This is a genomic window from Guyparkeria halopsychrophila (assembly GCF_044582135.1).
Lineage (GTDB): Bacteria > Pseudomonadota > Gammaproteobacteria > Halothiobacillales > Halothiobacillaceae > Guyparkeria.
Genome location: NZ_JBDODP010000002.1, coordinates 123,001 through 144,743 on the forward strand (window position 1 = coordinate 123,001; position 21,743 = coordinate 144,743).

The window sequence follows — 21,743 nt, forward strand, 5'->3', positions numbered from 1 at the left end:
CATGGTGGTAGTTTTTCAGCGGCTCGCGTGGTTCCGTCGCGTGGGCCTTGGGAGAGGAACCCCGCCCGTCCAAACCGAAGAGGAAGTCCGGTGTCCGCACAACATCTCGAGAACCATCCGGAATGGAGTGGCCGTCTGGCCTTCATCCTTGCCTCGGCGGGCTCGGCCGTCGGCCTGGGCAACATCTGGAAGTTTCCCTACATCATGGGCGACAACGGCGGCGGGGCGTTCGTGATGATCTACCTGGCCTGCCTGCTGATCGTCGCCACGCCGATCCTGATCAGTGAAGTGATGCTCGGGCGTCGTGCCCGTTCCAACCCGATCATCGGCATGGGCAAGCTCGCCGACCAAGCCGGCGTGAGCCGCGGCTGGCAGGTGATCGGTTGGATGGGCGTGCTCACCGGGTTTCTCATCCTGAGTTTCTATTCGGTGGTCATGGGCTGGGCGCTGTCCTATGTCGAGAAGGCCGCGAACGGTGCCTTCGTCGGTGCCTCGTCGGAAACCGTCAAGGGGCTGTTCGACGGCCTGGTCGGCAATCCAGGGACTTTGCTGTTTTGGCACACGGTGGCCATGGTGATGACCGTGGCGGTGGTGGCGCGTGGCGTGCGCGGTGGGCTGGAACTGGCCACGCGGATCATGATGCCGTTGCTCATCGTGATCCTGGTGCTGCTGTTCGGCTACAACATCGGCACCCCGGGGTTCGCGCCCGCCATGGAGTTCATGTTCGCGCCGGACTTCTCGCGGGTGAACGCCGAGACCTTCCTGGTTGCCCTCGGGCACGCCTTCTTCACGCTGAGTCTCGGCATGGGCGCGATCATGGTGTACGGCTCGTACATGCCCCGGGGCACCTCGATCGTGCGCGCCGGCATCTGGATCATCGTTCTGGATACCGGCATCGCCCTGCTCGCCGGCATGGTGATCTTCCCGATCGTGTTCTCCAACGGCATGAGCCCGGAGCAGGGGGCCGGGCTGATCTTCCAGACCCTGCCGTTGGCGCTCGGGCAGATGGAGTGGGGCTACTGGCTTGCCATCGTGTTGTTCGTGCTGGTGTCGATCGCGGCCTGGACCTCGGCGATCTCGCTGGTCGAGCCGGCGGTGTCCTATCTCTGGGAGCGCTTCGGCATCCGCCGCCTGCATTCGGCGATCGCCGTGGGCGTGGCGACTTGGTCGCTGGGTGTACTGGCGGCCCTGTCGTTCAACCTGCTCGGTGATCTCACCCTGTTCGGCAAGAACGTCTTCGGACTGCTCGAATTCACCACCGCCAACATCTTGCTGCCGGCCGGCGGCATGCTGATCGCGCTCTTCGCCGCCTGGCGGATGCCACGCGCGGATTCGGCCGAGGAACTGGGGCTGGCCGGCTGGCGGTATCGGCTATGGTGGTGGCTGGCGGCGATCGTCGCCCCGCTGGGCGTGGCGCTGGTGTTCCTCAATGGGCTGGGTCTGTTCGGCTGACTCGGGTGTGATCCGTGACGGGGCGGCGATTTTGCTAGAATCCCTATCCGACCACCATTAAGGGCGGGCCTTCCCCGGTATGAGCACCACCATCGAGCGACAGGTCGATGTACCGTTCTCCGCGCTACAGATGTACGCGCTGGTCAACGACATCGACGCCTATCCCGACTTTCTCCCCTGGTGCGAGCAGACGCGCATCATCCAGGCAACGGGTGACGAGGTCGAGGCCAGCATCACCCTGAAGAAGGGCGCGATCCGCAAGACCTTCGTCACGCGCAATCACAACGAGCCGGGTTCACGCATCGTGGTCACCCTGGTTGACGGGCCGTTCCGTCATCTGGATGGGTTCTGGGAGTTCGAGGATCTGCCCGATGGCGGTTCGCGGGTGACCCTCGACATGCGTTTCGAGTTCTCCAACTGGTTGCTCGAACGCGCGATCGGGCCGGTGTTCCGCGAGATCGTCAAGAACCTCGTCGGCTCGTTTCGCAAGCGGGCCTTCGAGGTCTACCCACGCGATTCGTCGGGTGGCGGAGACGGGGCGTGAAGGTCGAGGTGGCCTACGCCCGTCCGGACATTCAGATGCTGCTCGAGGTGGATGTCGCCGAGGGGGCGACCGTCGAAGAGGCGATCCGTCGCAGTGGGATTTTGGAACGCTTTCCCGAGATCGACCTGTCAAAACAGAAGGTCGGCGTGTTCGCCAAGGTCGCGCCGCTGTCGCAGGTCTTGCGCGAGTGGGATCGCGTCGAGATCTACCGCCCGCTGATCGCCGATCCCAAGGCGGCGCGTCGTCAGCGCGCCCAAAAGGATGGGGCCAGGGCCAGGAACGATGGGGCTCGAGCCGGGCGTAAAGCGGCGCCATCCAAGGCGGATGACAAGGCGGATAAAACCGCGTCCGACACGAAAAAACCGGCGGAGTAGGCCTCTCGCCGGTTCAATCGTTTGCCGCTGTCACCGATGAGTGGACATGCAGCGGTGGGCTTTTGCGTTCGGCCTTAGAGCGGATCCTGCGCCGGCGGGGTCGTCGGCAGGGGCTGATCGTCGTCCTGCGTTTCCATATCGTAGGGGCTGTCGCCACCCTCCGAGCCGGGTCCCGGACTCGGAGAGATATTCCTCGGCGAGGCGGCCTCGGCCTCGTCGGGCAGCTCGGCGCTGTTCATCGACGGCGCCTCGGCCAGGTCCATGCCGTCACGGCGGATGGCATCGACGCGGCCGGTCGAGTCGTATTCGATTACCAGCGTGTGACGGAAGGCTTCCTGCTTGCCGCGCTTGTCGTAGTAGACGTAGGTGTCACGCTGGCCCTGATGGAAGATGTCGTTGAGGCTCGGGGTGCCGAGGATCGCGCGCACCTGAGATTGGGGCATGCCCTCGCCCAGCCGCTCGATCTGCTCCTCCTCGTAGATATTGCCCTGCTGGACATCCGGCTGGTAGACCTGGATAAAGCTGGGAACGTAGACCGACGAGCAGCCGGCTAGCAGGGTGGCGACGAGCGAAAGCGTGAGAAATTGGCGCAGCATGATCCTGGAAACCTGTTCCTGATGGTCTGGATAGTGATTCGAATGCGTCCAATCATACGCCGTATAGGGAAGCTCTGCACGGATCGGATATCGCTCTGCGCGTCTTGAGCCGGGCAGGTGCAAGGCGCTCGTCCGCCGCGGAAGAGTCATTCTCTTTCCAAGGACGACAACGCCGTCGATGCCCGGCTCAAGGCGCGCCCTGCGGGGCTTGTCGAGCCGGTCCGGCCTCGCGTGGCTCGGCACTTCCCGGGCTGCGGCGTGCCACTGGCACGCCGTTCCGGGTCGCCCATGCTTGGTGTTTCGCCGTCTTGACGTGGCCACCGGCACGCCGCCGACGCGTCTTGGTCACGAACGGCTCGCCAGGACAGAGTGCTATCGGATTCGTGCAGAGCTTGCCTAGCAGGTGATGCCAGCCTGCGAGATCGCAGGACTCGATTATCCGCATAGTGCTCCGGTTCGTACGGTATCTTCGGTTACAATCTCGCGAGTACACGCAATCGAGGGTAGAAGTTTTGGATTCCAGCGAACTCAAGAAGGCCGGCCTGAAGGTCACCTTGCCACGGGTGAAGATCCTCGAGATCATCGAGTCCAACGCGGATTGGCACATGAGCGCGGAGGACGTTTACAAGGAACTGCTCGCCCGCGGCGAGGAGATTGGTCTGGCGACCGTCTATCGTGTGCTCACCCAGTTCGAGACGGCGGATATTCTCAAGCGCCACCAGTTCGAAGGTGGCAAGTCGGTGTTCGAGCTGATTTCCAAGGGCGATCACGACCACTTGGTCTGCGTGAAGACCGGGCAGGTTGAGGAATTTCACGACCCGATCATCCAGGAGCGGATCGCCATGATCGCCGACCAGTTCGATTTCGATCTGACCGACTACTCGCTGGTGATCTACGGCATCAGCCGCAAGGCGACCGGCAAGAGGTAAGCGACTCTCGATCGCGTTGCGACGACGCCCGCTCGGGCTTCCCGGGTGGGCGTCGTGCGTTTTTATCCCCGCGTTCTGGGTTCGCGAACGGGGGCCGGTCGGTCAGGCCGAACTCGCCAACAACTCGCGGGCATGTGCCCGCGTCTGCTCGGTTACCTCGCGGCCGCCGAGCATGCGCGCGAGTTCCTCGACGCGCTCGTCGGCATCCAGGCCGCGCACCCAGGTGCGGGTCGAGTCGGCCTGTTCGTCCTTCTCGATCCGTGCCTGGTGGTGTCCGTGCGCGGCGACCTGCGGCAGGTGCGTGACGCACAGCACCTGGCGCGACTCACCCAGCGCGCGCAAGTGGGCACCCACGATTGCCGCGGTGGCCCCGCCGATGCCGGTGTCGACCTCGTCGAAGATAAAGGTGCCCACCGGGTCGTCGCCGGCGGTCAGCGTCTTGAGGGCCAGGCTCACGCGTGCCAGTTCGCCGCCCGAGGCGATCTGGTCGAGTGGGGCGACCGGCTGGCCGCGGTTGGCGCTGATCAGGAAAACCACCTCGTCGATGCCGCGCTCGCCGCGTCGCTCGGCCAATGTCTCGGGGTTGGTGAGCCGCACCTCAAATTCGCCGTTGGGCATGCCCAGTTCGCGGATGGAGGCCCTGAGGCGCTCGGCCAGCTTGCGTGCGCCGGCCTGACGTGTCTTGCTGACCTCGGCGGCGAGCTTGTCGTAGGCGGCGCGATTCTCGGCCAGTCGGGCCTCGACCTCGCCCAGCGTGCTGCCGGCGTGCTGGAGTTGCTCGTATTCCTCGCGCAGATCCGCGACGTGTTGCTCGAACATCTCCGGGGCGACGCGATGCTTGCGCGCCAGTTCGTGCAGGGCATCGAGCCGGGCCTCGACCGTGGCCAGGCGCTCCGGGTCGGCGTCCGAGGATTCCAGCCGGTCGCGCAACGTGTCGACGGCCTCGGCGATCTGGATCTCGGCGGATTGCAGGGTCTCGATGACCGGCCCGAGTGCTTCGTCGAGATCGGCGATCCGCGAGAGTGACTGTTCGGCCGCGCCGATGCGATCGTGGGCATTGCCGTCGTCGTCGAACAACGCGGCCATCTGCTCGGCCAGGACCTGCCGCCACTCGTCTAGCCTCGAAAGGCGCTTGAGCTCGGCGTGCAACTGGTTGAACTCGTCGGGCTGCGGATCGACCCGCTCGATCTCCTCGAGCTGGAATGCCAGGAAGGCGAGCCGGTCGGCCCGCGAGGCCTGTTCGGCCTGGTGGCTGGCGAGTCGGTCTTCGTCGCCATGTATCTGTCGACTCAGGCGTCCGAGTTCATCGACTGACCCCTTCAAGTCGCAAAAATGATCGAGCAGGGCGAGCTGGGTCTTGGCCTGCATCAGCCGCTGGTTCTGGTGCTGACCATGGATGTCGATCAGGTGCCGGCCGATGCCCTTGAGCGTCTGCCCCGGCACGGGGCGGCCGTTGATCCACGCCTTGGAGCGCCCGTCGCGAGACAGAACCCGGCGCACGATCAGCGGCAGACTTTCGCCTTCCGGTTCCTCGCCCAGTTCCTGCTCATCGAGCCAGCGGGCCGCCGGGCCGTCCACCGGCAACAGGAACTCGCCGGTGACCTCGCCCTGATCGCAGCCCGCCCGCAGCAGGTTCATGTTGGCGCGGTCGCCCAGCAACAGTCCGATCGCGTCGATCAGTATCGACTTGCCCGCGCCGGTTTCGCCGGTGAGCGCGGTCATGCCGGCGGCGAAATCGAGCTCGAGCTGGTCGATCAGGGCGATCTGGCGGATCGAAAGGGTGGTCAGCATGTCAGGCGGATTCCTTTGCCCGGTTAGCCCGGATGTTTCATGAAGCCGCGCGATGATCGCGCAGTATATTGGTCGTACAAGGGATCTTCCGAAAGAGCAGCGTATCGGTGATTACGGCCGACTGAGGAAAATTCTTTGGACGGACAAGAGACAAGCGAGGGCCTGTGGATTTCATGAAATATCCGGGCTAGAACTTCTGCTCGCTCCAGCAGAGCTTGTCGCGCAACAGGGAGTAGTGGTCGTGACCGGCCGGGTGGATCAGGCGGATATCGTGTTCGTACTTCGAGATGGCCAGCACGTCGCCGTGTTCCAGCGGCTGGTTGAGCTGGCCGTCGAAGCTGACCACGCCGCCGCCGCGCGACCCTTCCACCGGGCGGATCTCGATCAGGTGACGGGCATCGACCACGATCGGGCGGTAGCTCAGCGTGTGCGGACAGATCGAGACGATCCCGACCGCGTGCAGGTCGGGGGCGATCAGCGGGCCACCGGCAGAGAGGGCATAGGCCGTCGAGCCGGTCGGCGTGCAGACGACCACACCGTCGGAGCGTTGCTGGTTGACCAGCGTGCCGTCGATGCACATCTCGAACTCGACCATCCGGGCCGGGTCGCGCATCTTGAAGGTGATGTCGTTGAGCGCCACCGATTCCATGATGCGCGTGTCGTTGCGCATCAGGCTGCCCTGCAGCAGAAAGCGGCGCTCGTCACTGTAGCGCCCCTTGAGGATGGCCGAGAGGTGGCGCTGCACCTCGACCGGGCTGACGTCGGCGAGAAAGCCCAGCCGACCGAGGTTGACGCCCAGGATCGGCACGTCGTGCAGGCACAGTGAACGCGCCGCGTTAAGCATGGTGCCGTCGCCGCCGATTACCACGATCAGATCGCGGTCGATCCGATCACGCGAAAAGCGGGTCGCCTTGATCGACGGCACCGGGTTTTCGGCGTCTTCCTCCAGCGCCCAGTCGACGCCATGTGCCTCAACCACAGCCACCAGGTTGCGGTAGACCTCGGCAAGCGCATCGCCGCCGTCAGGCTTGAGGATGATGCCCAGGCGCGAGAACGCGGGGGCTTCGTCCGGCGGTTCGGTGGGTGACGAGGAGGAAGGTTTCATGGCGTATGCGCTCTTGCTGCCTGAGGAATCAATGATTGCCCGAGGACCATTTCAGCCCGATGATGCCAATGACGATCATGGCGATGAAACCCAGCCGCGCGAGCGATGCCGGTTCCTTGAACCAGAGGATGCCGATCATGGCCACCCCGGTGGCGCCGATCCCCGTCCAGATCGCGTAGGCGGTGCCCATCGGGATATCGCGCATGGCCACGGCCAACAGGTAGAAGCTCAACCAGGCGATGACGAGCACCGCGACCGTGGGCAGTAGCCGGGAAAAGCCGTCGGTAAAGCGCAGTCCGGTCGCCCAGATGATTTCCAACAGGCCGGCGGCCAACAAGAGAAGCCAGGCGTTCATGCCGTGTTGTTATCCTCGAATCCGATGGGTCGCGTCCGTCGAGAGCTGGCGCTTGGCCGACGGGATGCGAAAGTGGGCCCAGTCTAGCAAAGGAACCTGCGTTTGAATCTGACTGCGGTGCGGTCCGCTTGGCACTCTCGTTGGGCGGGTGCTAGTTTGGAAATCGATTCTAGCGGCCTGCCGCGATTGCCGCTAAGGAAGGTCGGCACGAATCCGATACCGACCTTCCCTCAACCAGAGGTTCCCAAGTCTGCGTATGACTGACGCCTGGAGTGAGCTTCCCGAGCGGGCACAGACCCTGCTGCGGGTGCTGATCGATCGCTACACCGACGAGGGCGCGCCGATCGGGTCGCGCTCGCTCGCCCGCATGTCCGATCTCAACCTCAGTCCGGCCACGGTGCGTAATGTCATGGCCGATCTCGAGGACCTCGGGCTGGTGCGCGCCCCGCATACCTCCTCTGGGCGCGTGCCTACCGAGCTGGCCTATCGCCTGTTTGTCGACTCGTTGCTGACCACGCCCGGCAAGGCGCCGGTGGATGCCCGTCGCCTGGAGCGCATCCTGCGCGAGGCGGCCGATGATGATCCGCAGCACATGGCGGATACCGCCTCCAATCTGCTCTCGAGTCTGACGCAGTTCGCCGGGGTGGTCACCATCCCGTCGCGGGCCCGCGCGCTGTTTCGCCAGATCGATTTCGTCTCGCTGTCGCCCGGCCGAGTGCTGATGGTGCTGGTCACCAACGACGGTGGGGTGCAGAACCGCATCATCCATCCCGAAAAGCCCTACAGCCAGGGCGAGCTGACGCGCTTCGCCAATTTCCTCAACGAGCGGCTCAACGGCCAGTCCATCCAGGGGTTGCGCGAGACGCTGGTCGCCGAGCTCAAGAGCACGCGCGCGCAGATCGAAGGCAATCTTTCCGAGGCCATCACCCTGGCCGAATCCGCCGTCGAGGCGGTCGAGGACGAGGCCGGCCTGGCCGTGGCCGGCCAGGTCAACCTGATGGGCATCGATGAACTGGGCGATGTCGATCGCATGCGGCGGCTGTTCAATGCCTTCGCCGAGAAGCGCGAACTGGTCTCCCTGCTCGACCAATGCGAACGCGCCCGGGGCGTGAAGATCTTCATCGGCCGCGAGTCCGGCTCGCCCACGTTCGACGAATGCGGCGTGGTGGGGGCGTCCTATGGCGTCGGCGACGAGGTGGTCGGCGTGCTGGGCGTGATCGGTCCCAAGCGCATGCCCTACGACCGGGTGATCTCGATCGTCGATGTCACCTCGCGGCTGTTGTCGAGCGCGTTGTCTCGCCAGTAAGCGCTTTCATCCGAAACGCCGTTTCCCACGGCCGGATGCTTTCCCCTTGAAAAGATGGCGGATGCCCCAAGACTCCGGGCATCAATCGAAGCCGTTGGTTTGCAGCGGCGCCCTGCGATACGGGGGCGCCGTTTTCAGCCAACGGTTTCACCGCCAGTTTCCATCCGCTTTTCAGGAGAGTTTCGATGACGGACAAGCCGGTCGATCAAGACGACATGAACCAGGAACAGCCGGAGCAGCCCGTCGAGGGTGGTCCCCAGGCCCAAGCCCAAGCGGGTGAGGCCAGCGAGCAGAGCGAGGTCGAGCAACTCAAGGCGCAACTCGCCGAGAAGGACGAGGAAGTCCTGCGCATCGCCGCGGAGATGCAGAACGTGCGTCACCGTGCCGAGCGCGATATCGAGTCGGCCCGCAAGTTCGCCCTGGAGCGCTTCGTCGAGGGGCTCTTGCCGGTTGTCGATTCGCTGGAACTGGGTATCCAGGCGGCCGACAAGGAAAACGCGACGCTGGAGAAGATCAAGGAGGGTGACGAGATGACCCTCAAGATGCTGATCCAGACCCTGGAGAAATTCGGCGTCCAGGCCGTCCACCCGATCGGCGAACGATTCAACCCGGATCACCACCAGGCCATGAGCCTGCAACCGCACGACGGCGAACCGGACCAGGTCGTCGACGTGATGCAGAAGGGCTACCTGCTCAAGGACCGCATCGTGCGCCCGGCGCTGGTGGTGGTCTCGAAGCCCAAGTAAGGGTTTCGAGGGCGGATTTGCTGCGGGTGTCTTGAAAAATCACCGCCCGCCCGCAAATCCAAGCACAAGAGCGGGCCCGGTATCCATCGAGGCGGCGGGCCACGCCAACCAAATTTCGCATTCACGACAGAACGACTGGAGACACTATTTATGGGCAAGGTAATCGGTATCGACCTGGGGACGACCAACTCCTGCGTCGCGATCATGGATGGCAAGACCGGCAAGGTAATCGAGAACGCCGAGGGCGCGCGCACCACCCCGTCGGTGGTCGCCTACGCCAATGACGGCGAGATCCTCGTCGGTCAGCCGGCCAAGCGCCAGGCCGTCACCAACCCGGAAAACACGCTTTACGCGGTCAAGCGTCTGATCGGCCGCAGCTTCGACGAGAAGGCGGTCCAGAAGGACATCAAGCTGATGCCCTACAAGATCGTCAAGGCCGACAACGGCGATGCCTGGGTCCAGGTCAACGACAAGAAGATGGCCCCACCGGAGGTTTCCGCGCGCGTCCTGATGAAGATCAAGAAGGACGTCGAGGCGTACCTCGGTGAAGAGGTGACCGAAGCGGTCATCACTGTGCCGGCCTACTTCAACGACAACCAGCGTCAGGCGACCAAGGATGCCGGCAAGATCGCCGGCCTCGACGTCAAGCGCATCATCAACGAGCCCACCGCGGCGGCGCTCGCCTACGGCATGGACAAGAAGGAAAGTGGCGATCGCAAAATCGCGGTGTACGACCTGGGTGGCGGCACCTTCGACGTGTCGATCATCGAGGTGGCCGACATCGACGGCGAGAAGCAGTTCGAGGTCCTGTCGACCAACGGCGACACCTTCCTGGGTGGTGAAGACTTCGACAACCGCCTGATCGATCACCTGGTCGACGAGTTCAAGAAGGAGCAGGGCGTCGATCTCTCCAATGACGCGCTTGCCATGCAGCGTCTGAAAGAGTCCGCCGAGAAGGCGAAGATCGAACTGTCCTCGACCGAGCAGACCGACGTGAACCTGCCGTACATCACGGCGGATCAGAGCGGTCCGAAGCACATGAACATCAAGATCACGCGGGCCAAGCTCGAATCCTTGGTCGATGAACTGGTCACGCGCACCATCGATCCCTGCAAGATGGCGCTCAAGGATGCCGGCGTTTCGGCCTCGGACATTGATGACGTGATCCTGGTCGGCGGTCAGACCCGCATGCCGAAGGTGCGTGACACCGTCGCCGAGTTCTTCGGCAAAGACCCGCGCAAGGACGTCAACCCGGACGAGGCCGTGGCCATCGGTGCGGCAATTCAGGGCGGCGTACTTTCCGGCGGCGTCAACGATGTGCTGCTGCTCGATGTCACCCCGCTGTCGCTGGGTATCGAGACCATGGGCGGCGTGATGACCAAGCTGATCGAGAAGAACACCACTATCCCGACCAAGGCGAGCCAGACGTTCTCGACTGCCGACGACAACCAAACTGCTGTCACCGTGCACGTGCTGCAGGGTGAGCGCGAGATGTCCTCGGGCAACAAGTCGCTGGGTCGCTTCGATCTCACCGAGATCCCGCCGGCGCCGCGCGGTCAGCCGCAGATCGAGGTCACCTTCGACATCGATGCCAACGGCATCCTGCACGTCTCGGCCAAGGACAAGGGCACCGGTCGCGAGCAGAAGATCGAGATCAAGGCGAGCTCCGGCCTGTCCGAGGACGAAGTCCAGCGCATGGTGGACGATGCCGCCGCGCACGCCGACGAAGACAAGAAGCAGAAGGAGCTGGTCGAGGCGCGCAACCAGGGTGATGGCATCATCCACACCATCGAGAAGGCGATGACCGACGCCGGTGACGCGCTGACCGACGAGGACAAGAAGCCGGTCGAGGACGCCATCGCCGAGTTGCGCGCGTCAATGAAGGGCGACGACAAGGCCGAGATCGACGCCAAGATCGAGGCCCTCTCCCAGGCCTCCGCCGCCGTCATGCAGAAGGCGCAGGCGGCCCAGGGCGGCGGCGATGCCGGTGGTCAAGCCGACGGCGGACAGGCGAAGCAGGACGACGATGTCGTCGACGCCGAGTTCGAAGAGGTCAAGGACGACGATAAGAAGTAAGTCGTCGACAGCCTGACCAGTGAATCATCCGCCCTTCGGGGTGGATGATTTTTTGTGCCTCGCGACCCGGTCGCCGTGATCCGGTGGCGTGGCACACAGCTTTCCAAGACGGGTCGGCCGCTTTCGCGGTGCGGCCTGTCACCGTATTCAGTCCCGCGCGGCGCTGCCGAGCGGGCAAAAACGAAGACAGCCCAAGAGATCGACCATGGCAAAACGTGACTACTACGAGGTGCTGGGGGTCAGCAAGAATGCCTCGGCCGACGAACTGAAGAAGGCCTACCGCCGTCTGGCGATGAAGCATCACCCGGACCGCAATCCGGGCGACGAGCAGGCCGAGACGCTGTTCAAGGAGGCCAAGGAGGCCTACGAGGTGCTCGCCGACCCACAGAAGCGCTCCGCTTATGATCAGTTCGGTCACGCCGGCGTCGATGGACAGGCTGCCGGTGGATTCGGTGGCGGTGGCGCCGGCTTTGCCGATATCTTCGGTGACGTCTTCGGTGACATCTTCGGCGGCGGGCGCGCCCGTGGTGGCGCCCGGCGCGGGGCCGACCTGCAGTACAACCTCAGGCTCTCGCTCGAGGAAGCGGTGCGCGGCACCACCGTCGAGATCCGCATTCCGACCACCGAGCCCTGCGAGACCTGTGACGGGAGCGGCGCCAAGCCGGGCACCGGTAAGACCACCTGTTCGACCTGTGGCGGTCAGGGGGCGGTGCGCATCCAGCAGGGTTTCTTCTCCATCCAGCAGCCGTGCCCGGACTGCGGTGGCGAGGGTCAGAAGATCGAGGACCCCTGCACCGACTGTGGTGGCACGGGTCGTATCGAGACGCAGAAGACCCTCTCGGTCAAGATCCCGGCCGGGGTCGACTCCGGCGACCGCATCCGCCATTCGGGCGAGGGCGCGCCGGGCGAGAAGGGCGGTCCGCCGGGCGATCTGTACATCCTGATCGACATCAAGCCGCACCCGCTGTTCCGGCGCGACGATGCCGATCTGCTCTGCGACATGCCGATCAGCTTTACCACCGCGGCACTTGGTGGCGAAATCGAGGTGCCGACGCTCGATGGCAAGGTCAGCCTCAAGATCCCCATCGAGACGCAGACCGGCAAGGTGTTCCGTCTGCGCGGCAAGGGGGTGCGTCCGGTGCGTGGTGGCACGCAGGGCGACCTGCTGGTGACCGTCCACGTCGAGACGCCGGTCAAGCTCAACGACGAGCAGCGCGAACTCCTCGAGGCCTTCGAGCGGTCGCTGGGCAGCGGCGACGGCGTGGCCAAGAAGCATCGGCCGCGGCAGCACTCGTTCCTCGATTCGGTCAAGCGGTTCTTCGACGATCTGCGAGGCGAGTGACCGTATCGTCGGGACGGTGCCGATGGGTGCCGTTCCTGCCTGCCTCGGGACGCGCCCACCGATAAGGGGCCATTCGCATCCGGGGCAAATGCCTGGTCTCTCGGCCGGGTCCGGGTGTGGATTCCAGCTCGGTATCCGGGCCGCCGCGCAAGCAGCGTGAAGGGTCACGATGGCCGACCGCCAACCCCGTGGGCATCCCGGTATCGGATTGACTTTGGTGGGCGTTGTCTTTATATTCCGGTTCCCGCGAACATTGGCTTTAAGTCGTGATGCCGGGCCCCATATGGGGCTTTTTTATTTTTCCGGCTCCCGGTCTTGCGAAAAGGGCGGGCGTAACCAGCAGAGGGTGCAGGCAGACGTGCAGAGAATCCCGGCGGCGATCGAAGACATGCTCAAACCAGTGGTCGAGGACCTTGGCTTCGAGTGGGTCGGCGGCGAGTTCCGCGGCGGCCCGGCTGGCCTGCTGCGTGTCTACATCGACCACGCGGATGGCATGACGCTCGAACACTGTGCCGAGGTCAGCCACGCCCTGGCGGGTGTGCTCGACGTCGAGGACCCGTTCCAGAGCGCCTACCGGCTCGAGGTTTCCTCGCCGGGCGTCGAGCGGCCGATGTTTCGCACCGAGGATTTCGCCCGCTTTGTCGGGCACCGCGTGCGCCTGCGGCTGTATAAGCCGGTAGCGCAGCAGAAGAAGTTCGAAGGCGTCATTCAGGGCGTCGATGGCGAGGACATTTCGGTCCTCGTCGACGAGGTAGGCGACTTGGTCTTCCGTTTCGAGGAGGCCGAGAAGGCCCACCTGGTCTACGAGTTTGCCGACAACACCAAGCGTGGCCGCAACAAGCGTCAGAAGCGGCGCACGGCGCGGAAATAGAGCGATCTGGCTAGCAACATGAACAAAGAAATCCTTTTTGTCGTCGATTCGGTGTCCAACGAGAAGGGCGTCGACCGCGACGTGATCTTCGAGGCGATCGAGGCGGCGCTTGCTCAGGCAGCGCGCAAGCGCCACGGCGGTGACATCGAGACCCGTGTCGAGATCGACCGGGAAGACGGTAGCTACCGTACCTTCCGTCGATGGATGGTGGTCGAGGGTGAAACCTCCGAGCACCCCGAGCGCGAGATCATTCTCGAGGCCGCCCAGATGGATGAGCCCGACGTGCAGGTGGACGACCACATCGAGGAAGAGATCGAATCGGCCGAGTTTGGCCGGATCGCTGCTCAGGCCGCCAAGCAGGTGATCGTGCAGAAGGTGCGCGAGGCCGAGCGCCGCCAGGTAGTCGAAGCCTACGAAGATCGCAAGGGCAGCCTGATCATGGGGCTGGTCAAGCGCATCGATCGCGGCAACGTCATCCTGGATCTGGGTGGCAACGCCGAGGCGATGATCCCGCGCGACGAGATGATCGGTCGCGAGGCCGTCCGTCCCGGCGATCGCCTGCGTGGTTACGTCACCGACGTGCGCCACGAGCCGCGCGGGCCGCAGATCTTCGTGTCCCGCACGGCGCCGGAATTCCTGATCGAGCTGTTCAAGCTCGAGGTGCCGGAGATCTCCCAGGGGTTGATCGAGATCGTCAACGCCGCCCGCGATCCGGGCCTGCGCGCCAAGATCGCGGTGCTCTCCAACGATCCGCGCATCGACCCGGTGGGTACCTGCGTGGGCATGCGTGGTTCGCGAGTCCAGTCGGTGACCAACGAGCTCTCCGGTGAGCGGATTGATATCATCGTCTGGGACGAGAACCCGGCCCAGTTCGTCATCAACGCGATGTCGCCAGCCGAGGTCGTCTCGATCGTCGTCGACGAGGACACCGGCAGCATGGACGTGGCGGTCAGCGAGGAGAACCTCTCCAAGGCGATCGGCCGCGGTGGCCAGAACGTCCGTCTCGCGAGCCAGCTGACGCGCTGGCAGATCAATGTCATGAGCGAAGAGCAGGCGATCGAGAAGGGCGAAACCGAGACGCGCCGGATCGTCGAGCAGTTCATGGCAGCGCTCGATGTCGATCAGGAAGTGGGCGAGGTGCTGGTTGAGGCTGGTTTCACGACCATCGAGGAAATCGCCTACGTGCCGACCGAGGAGTTGCTCGAGGTCGAGGGCTTCGACGAAGGCATCGTCGACGAGCTGCGCAACCGCGCTCGCGACGCTTTGCTGACCATGGCGATTGCCGGTGGCAGCGAGACCGAGGAAGAAACCGAATCCTCCGGCGAGGCACTGACCCTCGAGGAGCTCGACGGGATGACGACCGAACTGGCCGCCAACCTGCGCGAGAACAACATCAAGGACTCGGAAGATATTGCCGAACTTTCCATTGATGAGTTGACGGAATACGAAGGCGTGGACGAGGAGCTTGCCGGGCGGCTGATCATGGCCGCACGCGCACCCTGGTTCGCTTGATCGGTCGGCGAAGCCCGACCCGTCGCCATCGGCAGGTGCCGAGGCGTGAAATCCCTATTTGATAGTTTGCAGGACCACAGGAGTCGTTAATGTCCGAGGTCACGGTTAAAGATTTGGCAAAAGTGGTAGGCGCCACCCCTGAACGGCTGCTTGAGCAACTGGCTGAAGCGGGCGTGACGGTCGCCTCCGTGGATGCCAGTGTCAGTGACGACGACAAGATGAAGCTGCTGGCCCATCTGCGCAAGTCGCGTTCGTCGGGTGAAGGGGAGGCGAAAGCGCCTTCCTCGCGCATCACGCTCAAGCGTCGCTCCCAGCAGGAAATCAAGGTCGGCGGCGGTGGCCGTGGCAGCAAGACCGTCGCGGTCGAATACCGTCGCCGCAAGACCTATGTCTCGCGTGACGAGGTCGAGCCGACCGAAGAGGCCGAGCAGGCCGAACACTTGGCCGAGGAAATGACCCAGGCGGCACCGGTCGAAGAGCAGGCGGCCACCGAGACCGCGCCGTCGGTCGAACAGGCGCTGAGCACGACCGCCGAGGCCGAGCCGGCCGAGAGCCAAGAGGCACCTGTCGAGCCAGAGCCGGAGCAGGTCGCTGCCGAACCCGCCGAACCGGCGGCCGAGCCCGTTACCGAGGAAAAGCCGAGCGAAGAGCCGGCTGCCGAGGAGAGCGCTCCCGCCGAGCAGACCGCTCCCGCCGAGGAGGCTGCGAGTGGCGACGGTGAAGGCAAGGATGACGGCAAACGTAAGTCCCGTCTGCGTATTGTCGCGATGCCGGAAGAAGCGCCGGGCATCCCGGTCTCGACCGAGGAGGAACGTCCCAAGCGTGGCAAACATGGCGGCAAGGGCCGGCATGCCCGCGAGAGCGCCCGTGAAGAACTGCATCTGGGTGCCGGCGCTGGTCGTCGGCGCAAGAAAGGCAAGAAAGGCATCGCCTCCAAGACGGCCGTGGCCACTCGTCACACCTTCGAGAAGCCGACCGCCCCGGTTGTCCGCGACGTCAACGTGCCCGAGTCGATCTCGGTCGAGGAACTGGCCCAGCGCATGGCCGTCAAGGGCGTCGATGTGGTCAAGGTCCTGTTCAACATGGGCGTGATGGCCACCATCAACCAGGTGCTCGATCAGGACACCGCGATCCTCGTGGTCGAGGAGATGGGGCATACGCCGCACGCCGAGTCGGAAAGCGCGATCGAGGACGAGGCGCTCGAGCAGGTCGAGCAGGGCGAGGCCATGTCCCGTCCGCCGGTCGTGACCGTGATGGGTCACGTCGACCACGGCAAGACCTCGCTGCTTGACTACATCCGTCGCGCCAAAGTGACCGCGGGCGAGGCCGGTGGCATCACCCAGCACGTGGGTGCCTATCACGTCGACACGCCGCGCGGCACGGTCACCTTCCTCGATACCCCGGGTCACGAGGCGTTCACCGCCATGCGTGCCCGTGGCGCGAGCGCCACGGACGTGGTCGTGCTGGTCGTTGCGGCCGATGACGGCGTCATGCCACAAACGAAAGAGGCGATCCACCACGCCCGCGCCGGCAACGTGCCGATGGTGGTGGCCGTCAACAAGATCGACAAGGATGGCGCCGACCCCGAGCGGGTCCGCTCCGAGCTCTCGCAGGAAGAAGTGATCTCCGAGGAGTGGGGTGGCGACACGCAGTTCGTGCATGTCTCCGCGCACACCGGTGAAGGGATCGACCAGTTGCTCGAAGCGATTCTTCTGCAGGCCGAGCTCCAAGAGCTCAAGGCGCCGGTCGAAGGCCACGCCATCGGTACCGTGGTCGAGTCCTCCCTGGAGAAGGGGCGCGGCCCGGTCGCGACCATCTTGGTTCAGAGCGGCACCCTCAAGAAGGGCGATACCGTGGTCGTGGGTAAGGAATACGGCCGAGTGCGTGCCCTGCTCGACGAGACCGGGCAACAGGTCAAATCGGCCGGCCCGTCCATCCCGGTGGTCGTGCTGGGTCTTTCCGGCACGCCGGAAGCCGGGGATGAACTGGTCGTGATCGAGGACGAGAAGAAGGCGCGTGAAATCGCCGAGTTCCGCGAGGCCAGGCAGCGCGATTCGCGCCTGGCGGCCCAGCAGGCGGCGAAGCTCGAGAACCTGTTCGACCAGATGAAGGAAGGCGAGGTCGAGTCCCTGAACGTGCTGGTCAAGGCCGACGTGCAGGGCTCCGCCGAGGCCATCCGCGACAGCCTGCAGAAGCTGTCGACCGACGACGTCAAGGTCAACGTCCTGATGAGCGGCGTGGGCGGGATCAACGAGTCCGACGTCAACCTCGCCGCCACGTCGAGCGCGATCGTGATCGGCTTTAACGTGCGTGCCGATGCCGCCGCTCGCAAGACGGCCGGCGAGCAGGATGTCGAGATACGCTACTACTCGGTCATCTACGAGATGCTCGACGACGTCAGGGCGGCCATGACCGGCCTGCTGGGCACCGAGACCCAGGAGAAGTTCGTCGGTCTGGCCGAGGTGCGCGACGTGTTCCGCTCGCCGAAGCTGGGCGCGATCGCGGGCTGTATGGTCACCGAGGGTCTGGTCAAGCGAAACAACCCGATTCGCGTACTGCGCGACAACGTGGTCATCTACGAGGGCGAGCTCGAGTCGCTGCGCCGCTTCAAGGACGATGCCCAGGAAGTGCGTGCCGGTATGGAGTGCGGCATCGGCGTGAAGAACTACAACGACGTCAAGGTCGGCGACCAGATCGAGGTCTTCGAGCGCTTCGAGGTCCAGCGGACCCTTTAAGGCGAACGTTATGGCACAGGGTTTTCAGCGCCACAAACGAGTGGCCGGCCAGATCAAGCGCGAGATCGCCGAACTGATCCGTGATTCCGGCGTGGACGGCGGGGCGAATGCGCCGTTGACCATGTTGACGGTCACGGACTGCGAGGTCTCGCGGGATCTTGCCCATGCGCGCATCTTCTACAGCGTACTCAATGCCGATGAGCAGCCGATCGCCGAGCAATGGCTCAACGAGGCGGCCGGTTTCCTGCGTGGCGAACTGGGTCACCGGATGCGCCTGCGCATCGTCCCGCAACTGACCTTCATCTTCGATAACTCGATCGAGCAGGGCATGCAGATGGATGCCCTGATTCGCGCCGTGCGTGACAAGGATGGCGACGCCGAGGACGATGGCACCGACGAGAATGGTGTCGATCGAGACGAGTCCGAGGAAGACGGCCGGCGCTAAGCCGGGTCCGTCAGTCGTATGGCACGCAAGCGTCGCGGTCGCGAGATCAATGGCATCGTCTTGTTCGACAAGCCGCTGGGCTCGAGTTCGAACCAGGCGCTGCAACGCGTTCGGCGGCTGTTCGATGCCGCCAAGGCCGGTCACACCGGCAGTCTCGATCCGGCGGCCTCCGGCCTGTTGCCGGTCTGCTTCGGCCAGGCGACGCGCATCTCCGGATTGCTGCTCGATGCCGACAAGACCTACCGGGTGACCGGCCGGCTGGGCACGCGGACCGACAGTGGTGATCTCGAGGGCGAGGTGATCGAGACGCGCGAGGTTCCGGCCATCGATAACGATGCGATGGAAGCGGTGCTGGGCCGTTTTCGGGGCCGTGTCGAGCAGGTGCCGCCGATGCACTCGGCGCTCAAGCACGAGGGCCGGCGCCTGTACGAGCTGGCGCGCGAGGGCAAGACCGTCGAGCGCAAGGCGCGCCCCATCGACTTTCACGAGATCACGCTGGAATCCCTCTCGGCCACCGAATTCACGCTGCGGGTGCACTCGAGCAAGGGTGCCTACATTCGCACCCTGGTCGAGGATATCGGCGAGGCGCTTGGCTGCGGCGCGGTGGTGATCGAGCTGCGCCGCATCGGCCTCGGCCCCTGGTCGATGGACGAGCAGCCGACCTACCGGCTAGAGGACCTCGAGGCGATCGCCGCCGAAGGCGGGCTCGAGGCCCCAGACGGTTTGGACCGTGTTATTCTCCCGATCGATTCGGCGCTTGGTGCGTATCCAGTCGTGATGCTGGACGCCTCGAGCGTTGACCCAATTCGCCATGGTCATCCGGTGTTTGTGCCCAACGCGCCACAAACCGGGTGGTTTCGACTCTATGCACCTGACGACCTTTTCCTGGGTATGGGGGAAGTGCTGGATGACGGGCGAACCGCGCCGCGACGATTGTTCGCGGCGTTGTAAGGGGCGTGCAAGCGCCCAAACGCATTGCGGGACGGTGGTTTCAGGGGATACGCCTGAGCTACTGACCCACGATGGACTTCAAAAGCTTCACCCAGGCAGATAGGAGAGTTCCCATGTCCCTGAACGAAAAGACCACCGCCGATATCGTTACCGAGTTCGGCAAAGACGCGAACGACACCGGTTCCCCGGAAGTTCAGGTCGCGCTGCTGACCCAGCGGATCACGCACCTGACCGAGCATTTCGCGACCCACAAGCAGGATCACCACTCGCGTCGTGGCCTGCTCAAGCTGGTCAACCAGCGTCGCAAGATGCTCGACTACCTCAAGTCCAAGAGCCTGACCCGCTACCAGGACTTGATCAAGAAGCTGGGCCTGCGCAAGTAAGCGCATCCCGGTTACACTTGAAACCCGTCGCATTGCGGCGGGTTTTTTGTTTGCGAGGTGGTCAGCCGATCGTCTCGTCGCCCATCGAACACATTTGATACGTCAGGAGCCAAGCGTGGCAGTGAGCAAGCAATCCTTCGAGTACGGTCAACACACCGTCACCCTGGAGACCGGCGAAATCGCCCGGCAGGCCAGCGGGGCGGTCATGGTCACCATGGGCGAGACGGTGGTGCTGGTCACCGCCGTGGTCGCGCCGACCGCGGATCCGTCCAAGGATTTCCTGCCCCTGACGATCGAATACCAGGAAAAGTTCTACGCCGCCGGGCGGGTGCCAGGCAGCTTCTTCCGCCGCGAGGGGCGTTCGACCGAGGGGGAAACCCTGGTCGCGCGCCTGATCGACCGGCCGGTGCGCCCGCTGTTCGCGAAGGGCTTCACCCATGAGACGCAGGTCATCGCCCAGGTGCTCTCGTTGGACCCCGAGGTCGACTCCGAGATCCCGGCACTGATCGGTGCGTCGGCCGCGCTGTCGCTCTCCGGGGCGCCGTTCGCCGGTCCGATCGGTGCCGCGCGGGTCGGCCACATCAATGGTGAGTTCGTGCTCAACCCCAGCCCCGCGCAACTGACCGAGTCGCGTCTGGATCTCGTGGTGGCCGGTACCGACAAGGCCGTGCTGATGGTCGAGTCACAGGCCGATCAGTTGCCCGAAGATGTCATGCTCGATGCGGTCATGTTTGGTCATGAGCAGATGCACGCGGCCATCCAGGCGATCGAGGCCCTGGCCGCCGAGGCGGGTCGTCCGACCATGGAATGGACCCCGCCGGCCGACAATTCGGCGCTGGCCACCGAGATCGAGTCGGCCTTCCGCGCCGAGATCGAAGCCGCCTACCAGATCGCCGACAAGGCCGAGCGCGGCGGGCGTCTGGGGCAGTTGCGCGGCGAGATCCGCGAGCGTTTCGTCGATGAATCGGCCGAACCACCGGTCACCGAGAAGACGGTCGACGGGCTGGTGAAGGGCATCGAGTCCGCCGTGGTCCGTGGCGACATCCTTGCCGGCAAGCCGCGCATCGACGGGCGCGATACCCGCACCGTCCGACCGATCAGCATTCGCACCGGCTTTCTGCCGCGTGCCCATGGCTCGGCGCTGTTCACCCGTGGCGAGACCCAGGCGATGGTGGTGACCACGTTGGGTACGGCGCGTGACGCGCAAATGATCGATGCGGTGGGTGGCGAGCGCAAGGAACCGTTCCTGTTCCATTACAACTTTCCGCCGTTCTGTGTGGGGGAGACCGGCCGGTTCGGCATGCCCAAGCGCCGCGAAATCGGTCACGGCAACCTCGCGCGCCGCGGCGTCATGGCCGCCTTGCCGCCGGCCGCGGAGTTCCCGTACACGATCCGGGTCGTCTCCGAGATCACCGAGTCCAACGGTTCGTCCTCGATGGCCTCCGTCTGTGGCGCCTCGCTCGCCATGATGGATGCCGGTGTGCCGGTGAAGGCGCCGGTGGCCGGGATCGCCATGGGCCTGATCAAGGAAGGCGAGCAGTTCGTGGTGCTCACCGACATCCTCGGTGACGAGGATCACCTCGGTGATATGGACTTCAAGGTGGCGGGCACTGCCGAGGGTGTGAATGCCCTGCAGATGGACATCAAGATCGAGGGCATCAACCGCGAGATCATGGAAGAGGCCCTGCGCGAGGCGCGTGCCGGCCGCACCCATATCCTCGGCTGCATGAGCGAGGCGCTGGCCGAGGCTCGCACCGACCTGTCCTCGCACGCACCCCGCTTTATCACCGTGCGCATCAACCCGGAGCGCAAGGGCGATCTGATCGGCAAGGGCGGCTCGACCATCCAGGCGCTGACGAAGGAGACCGAAACCCAGATCGACATCAGCGAGGACGGGTTGGTCACCATCGCCGCGCCCAATGGCGAGGCCGCCGAGGAAGCCCGTCGCCGGGTCGAGGAGCTGACCGCGGAACTCGAGGTGGGCAAGATCTTTCACGGCAAGGTGGTGCGCGTGGTCGATTTCGGCGCCTTCGTCAACATCGCTCCGGGCAAGGACGGCCTGCTGCACATCTCCGAGATGGCGGAGGGCCGGGTTGAGAAAGTCACCGACATCGTCAACGAGGGCGACGAAGTGAAGGTCAAACTGCTCGAGGTCGATCGGCAGGGACGTCTGCGCCTGACCATGCGCTTCTCCGCATAGGTCGGCTGCGGTATGATGTGATCAAGCCCG

The 21,743-nt window shown here is 64.5% G+C and carries 19 protein-coding genes; 15 read left to right on the forward strand and 4 right to left on the reverse strand.

Annotation, left to right across the window (positions count from 1 at the left end; genetic code table 11):
• The first annotated feature begins 90 nt into the window (after positions 1-90).
• The 3 genes from ABGV18_RS01615 to ABGV18_RS01625 all read left to right on the forward strand — a co-directional run bounded on the left by ABGV18_RS01615 (position 91) and on the right by ABGV18_RS01625 (position 2,370).
• Positions 91-1,452 (forward strand): sodium-dependent transporter, encoded by a 1,362-nt coding sequence (locus ABGV18_RS01615; protein WP_396584521.1) that lies wholly within the window; start codon positions 91-93, stop codon positions 1,450-1,452.
• Between the two features lie 79 nt (positions 1,453-1,531).
• On the forward strand, positions 1,532-1,996 hold the full coding sequence (locus ABGV18_RS01620) for a type II toxin-antitoxin system RatA family toxin (protein ID WP_396584522.1): 465 nt from the start codon (positions 1,532-1,534) through the stop codon (positions 1,994-1,996).
• 35 nt (positions 1,997-2,031) lie between these two features.
• Positions 2,032-2,370, forward strand: a complete 339-nt coding sequence (locus ABGV18_RS01625; protein ID WP_396584578.1) for an RnfH family protein — start codon at positions 2,032-2,034, stop codon at positions 2,368-2,370.
• Between the two features lie 74 nt (positions 2,371-2,444).
• On the opposite strand, the gene ABGV18_RS01630 is transcribed toward ABGV18_RS01625, so the two are convergent.
• Positions 2,445-2,966, reverse strand: coding sequence for an outer membrane protein assembly factor BamE domain-containing protein (locus tag ABGV18_RS01630; RefSeq protein ID WP_396584523.1), 522 nt, complete (start codon positions 2,964-2,966; stop codon positions 2,445-2,447).
• Positions 2,967-3,478: 512 nt separating this feature from the next.
• Here ABGV18_RS01630 and fur point away from each other — a divergent pair.
• A complete protein-coding gene (gene fur, locus ABGV18_RS01635) occupies positions 3,479-3,895 on the forward strand; it encodes a ferric iron uptake transcriptional regulator (protein ID WP_396584524.1) in 417 nt (138 codons plus the stop codon).
• Positions 3,896-3,997: 102 nt separating this feature from the next.
• On the opposite strand, the gene recN is transcribed toward fur, so the two are convergent.
• From recN to ABGV18_RS01650, 3 genes are all read right to left on the reverse strand, one after another.
• On the reverse strand, positions 3,998-5,686 hold the full coding sequence (gene recN / locus ABGV18_RS01640) for a DNA repair protein RecN (RefSeq protein WP_396584525.1): 1,689 nt from the start codon (positions 5,684-5,686) through the stop codon (positions 3,998-4,000).
• 187 nt (positions 5,687-5,873) lie between these two features.
• The gene (locus tag ABGV18_RS01645) at positions 5,874-6,791 is read right to left on the reverse strand and encodes an NAD(+)/NADH kinase (RefSeq protein ID WP_396584526.1); all 918 of its coding nucleotides are present in this window, start codon (positions 6,789-6,791) and stop codon (positions 5,874-5,876) included.
• A gap of 28 nt (positions 6,792-6,819) precedes the next feature.
• Positions 6,820-7,146, reverse strand: a complete 327-nt coding sequence (locus ABGV18_RS01650) for an SMR family transporter (protein ID WP_396584527.1) — start codon at positions 7,144-7,146, stop codon at positions 6,820-6,822.
• Positions 7,147-7,402: 256 nt separating this feature from the next.
• On the opposite strand from ABGV18_RS01650, the gene hrcA reads away from it, so the two are divergent.
• From hrcA to pnp, 11 genes are all read left to right on the forward strand, one after another.
• Positions 7,403-8,452, forward strand: coding sequence for a heat-inducible transcriptional repressor HrcA (hrcA, locus tag ABGV18_RS01655; RefSeq protein ID WP_396584528.1), 1,050 nt, complete (start codon positions 7,403-7,405; stop codon positions 8,450-8,452).
• A gap of 185 nt (positions 8,453-8,637) precedes the next feature.
• A complete protein-coding gene (gene grpE, locus ABGV18_RS01660; protein ID WP_396584529.1) occupies positions 8,638-9,198 on the forward strand; it encodes a nucleotide exchange factor GrpE in 561 nt (186 codons plus the stop codon).
• A 150-nt stretch (positions 9,199-9,348) separates the two neighbouring features.
• Positions 9,349-11,274 (forward strand): molecular chaperone DnaK, encoded by a 1,926-nt coding sequence (gene dnaK / locus ABGV18_RS01665; protein ID WP_396584530.1) that lies wholly within the window; start codon positions 9,349-9,351, stop codon positions 11,272-11,274.
• Between the two features lie 205 nt (positions 11,275-11,479).
• Complete coding sequence (gene dnaJ, locus ABGV18_RS01670) at positions 11,480-12,616, forward strand: molecular chaperone DnaJ (RefSeq protein ID WP_396584531.1); 1,137 nt, start codon at positions 11,480-11,482, stop codon at positions 12,614-12,616.
• 358 nt (positions 12,617-12,974) lie between these two features.
• A complete protein-coding gene (rimP, locus tag ABGV18_RS01675; protein WP_396584532.1) occupies positions 12,975-13,487 on the forward strand; it encodes a ribosome maturation factor RimP in 513 nt (170 codons plus the stop codon).
• An 18-nt stretch (positions 13,488-13,505) separates the two neighbouring features.
• Positions 13,506-14,999: a transcription termination factor NusA gene (nusA, locus tag ABGV18_RS01680; protein ID WP_396584533.1), complete on the forward strand. Its 1,494-nt coding sequence runs from the start codon at positions 13,506-13,508 to the stop codon at positions 14,997-14,999.
• Between the two features lie 89 nt (positions 15,000-15,088).
• Positions 15,089-17,734, forward strand: a complete 2,646-nt coding sequence (gene infB / locus ABGV18_RS01685) for a translation initiation factor IF-2 (protein ID WP_396584534.1) — start codon at positions 15,089-15,091, stop codon at positions 17,732-17,734.
• Between the two features lie 10 nt (positions 17,735-17,744).
• The gene (gene rbfA, locus ABGV18_RS01690; RefSeq protein ID WP_396584535.1) at positions 17,745-18,179 is read left to right on the forward strand and encodes a 30S ribosome-binding factor RbfA; all 435 of its coding nucleotides are present in this window, start codon (positions 17,745-17,747) and stop codon (positions 18,177-18,179) included.
• Positions 18,180-18,197: 18 nt separating this feature from the next.
• On the forward strand, positions 18,198-19,130 hold the full coding sequence (gene truB / locus ABGV18_RS01695) for a tRNA pseudouridine(55) synthase TruB (protein ID WP_396584536.1): 933 nt from the start codon (positions 18,198-18,200) through the stop codon (positions 19,128-19,130).
• Between the two features lie 113 nt (positions 19,131-19,243).
• A complete protein-coding gene (rpsO, locus tag ABGV18_RS01700; RefSeq protein ID WP_396584537.1) occupies positions 19,244-19,513 on the forward strand; it encodes a 30S ribosomal protein S15 in 270 nt (89 codons plus the stop codon).
• 115 nt (positions 19,514-19,628) lie between these two features.
• Positions 19,629-21,713, forward strand: a complete 2,085-nt coding sequence (gene pnp, locus ABGV18_RS01705; RefSeq protein WP_396584538.1) for a polyribonucleotide nucleotidyltransferase — start codon at positions 19,629-19,631, stop codon at positions 21,711-21,713.
• Positions 21,714-21,743 lie beyond the last annotated feature (30 nt).

Coding starts and splice junctions, on each gene's coding strand:
- ABGV18_RS01620 (WP_396584522.1), top strand. CDS start 1,532: ATGAGCACCACCATCGAGCGACAGGTCGATGTACCGTTCTCCGCGCTA.
- ABGV18_RS01625 (WP_396584578.1), top strand. CDS start 2,032: ATGCTGCTCGAGGTGGATGTCGCCGAGGGGGCGACCGTCGAAGAGGCG.
- ABGV18_RS01630 (WP_396584523.1), bottom strand. CDS start 2,966: ATGCTGCGCCAATTTCTCACGCTTTCGCTCGTCGCCACCCTGCTAGCC.
- recN (WP_396584525.1), bottom strand. CDS start 5,686: ATGCTGACCACCCTTTCGATCCGCCAGATCGCCCTGATCGACCAGCTC.
- ABGV18_RS01645 (WP_396584526.1), bottom strand. CDS start 6,791: ATGAAACCTTCCTCCTCGTCACCCACCGAACCGCCGGACGAAGCCCCC.
- ABGV18_RS01650 (WP_396584527.1), bottom strand. CDS start 7,146: ATGAACGCCTGGCTTCTCTTGTTGGCCGCCGGCCTGTTGGAAATCATC.
- hrcA (WP_396584528.1), top strand. CDS start 7,403: ATGACTGACGCCTGGAGTGAGCTTCCCGAGCGGGCACAGACCCTGCTG.
- grpE (WP_396584529.1), top strand. CDS start 8,638: ATGACGGACAAGCCGGTCGATCAAGACGACATGAACCAGGAACAGCCG.
- dnaK (WP_396584530.1), top strand. CDS start 9,349: ATGGGCAAGGTAATCGGTATCGACCTGGGGACGACCAACTCCTGCGTC.
- dnaJ (WP_396584531.1), top strand. CDS start 11,480: ATGGCAAAACGTGACTACTACGAGGTGCTGGGGGTCAGCAAGAATGCC.
- nusA (WP_396584533.1), top strand. CDS start 13,506: ATGAACAAAGAAATCCTTTTTGTCGTCGATTCGGTGTCCAACGAGAAG.
- infB (WP_396584534.1), top strand. CDS start 15,089: ATGTCCGAGGTCACGGTTAAAGATTTGGCAAAAGTGGTAGGCGCCACC.
- rbfA (WP_396584535.1), top strand. CDS start 17,745: ATGGCACAGGGTTTTCAGCGCCACAAACGAGTGGCCGGCCAGATCAAG.
- truB (WP_396584536.1), top strand. CDS start 18,198: ATGGCACGCAAGCGTCGCGGTCGCGAGATCAATGGCATCGTCTTGTTC.
- rpsO (WP_396584537.1), top strand. CDS start 19,244: ATGTCCCTGAACGAAAAGACCACCGCCGATATCGTTACCGAGTTCGGC.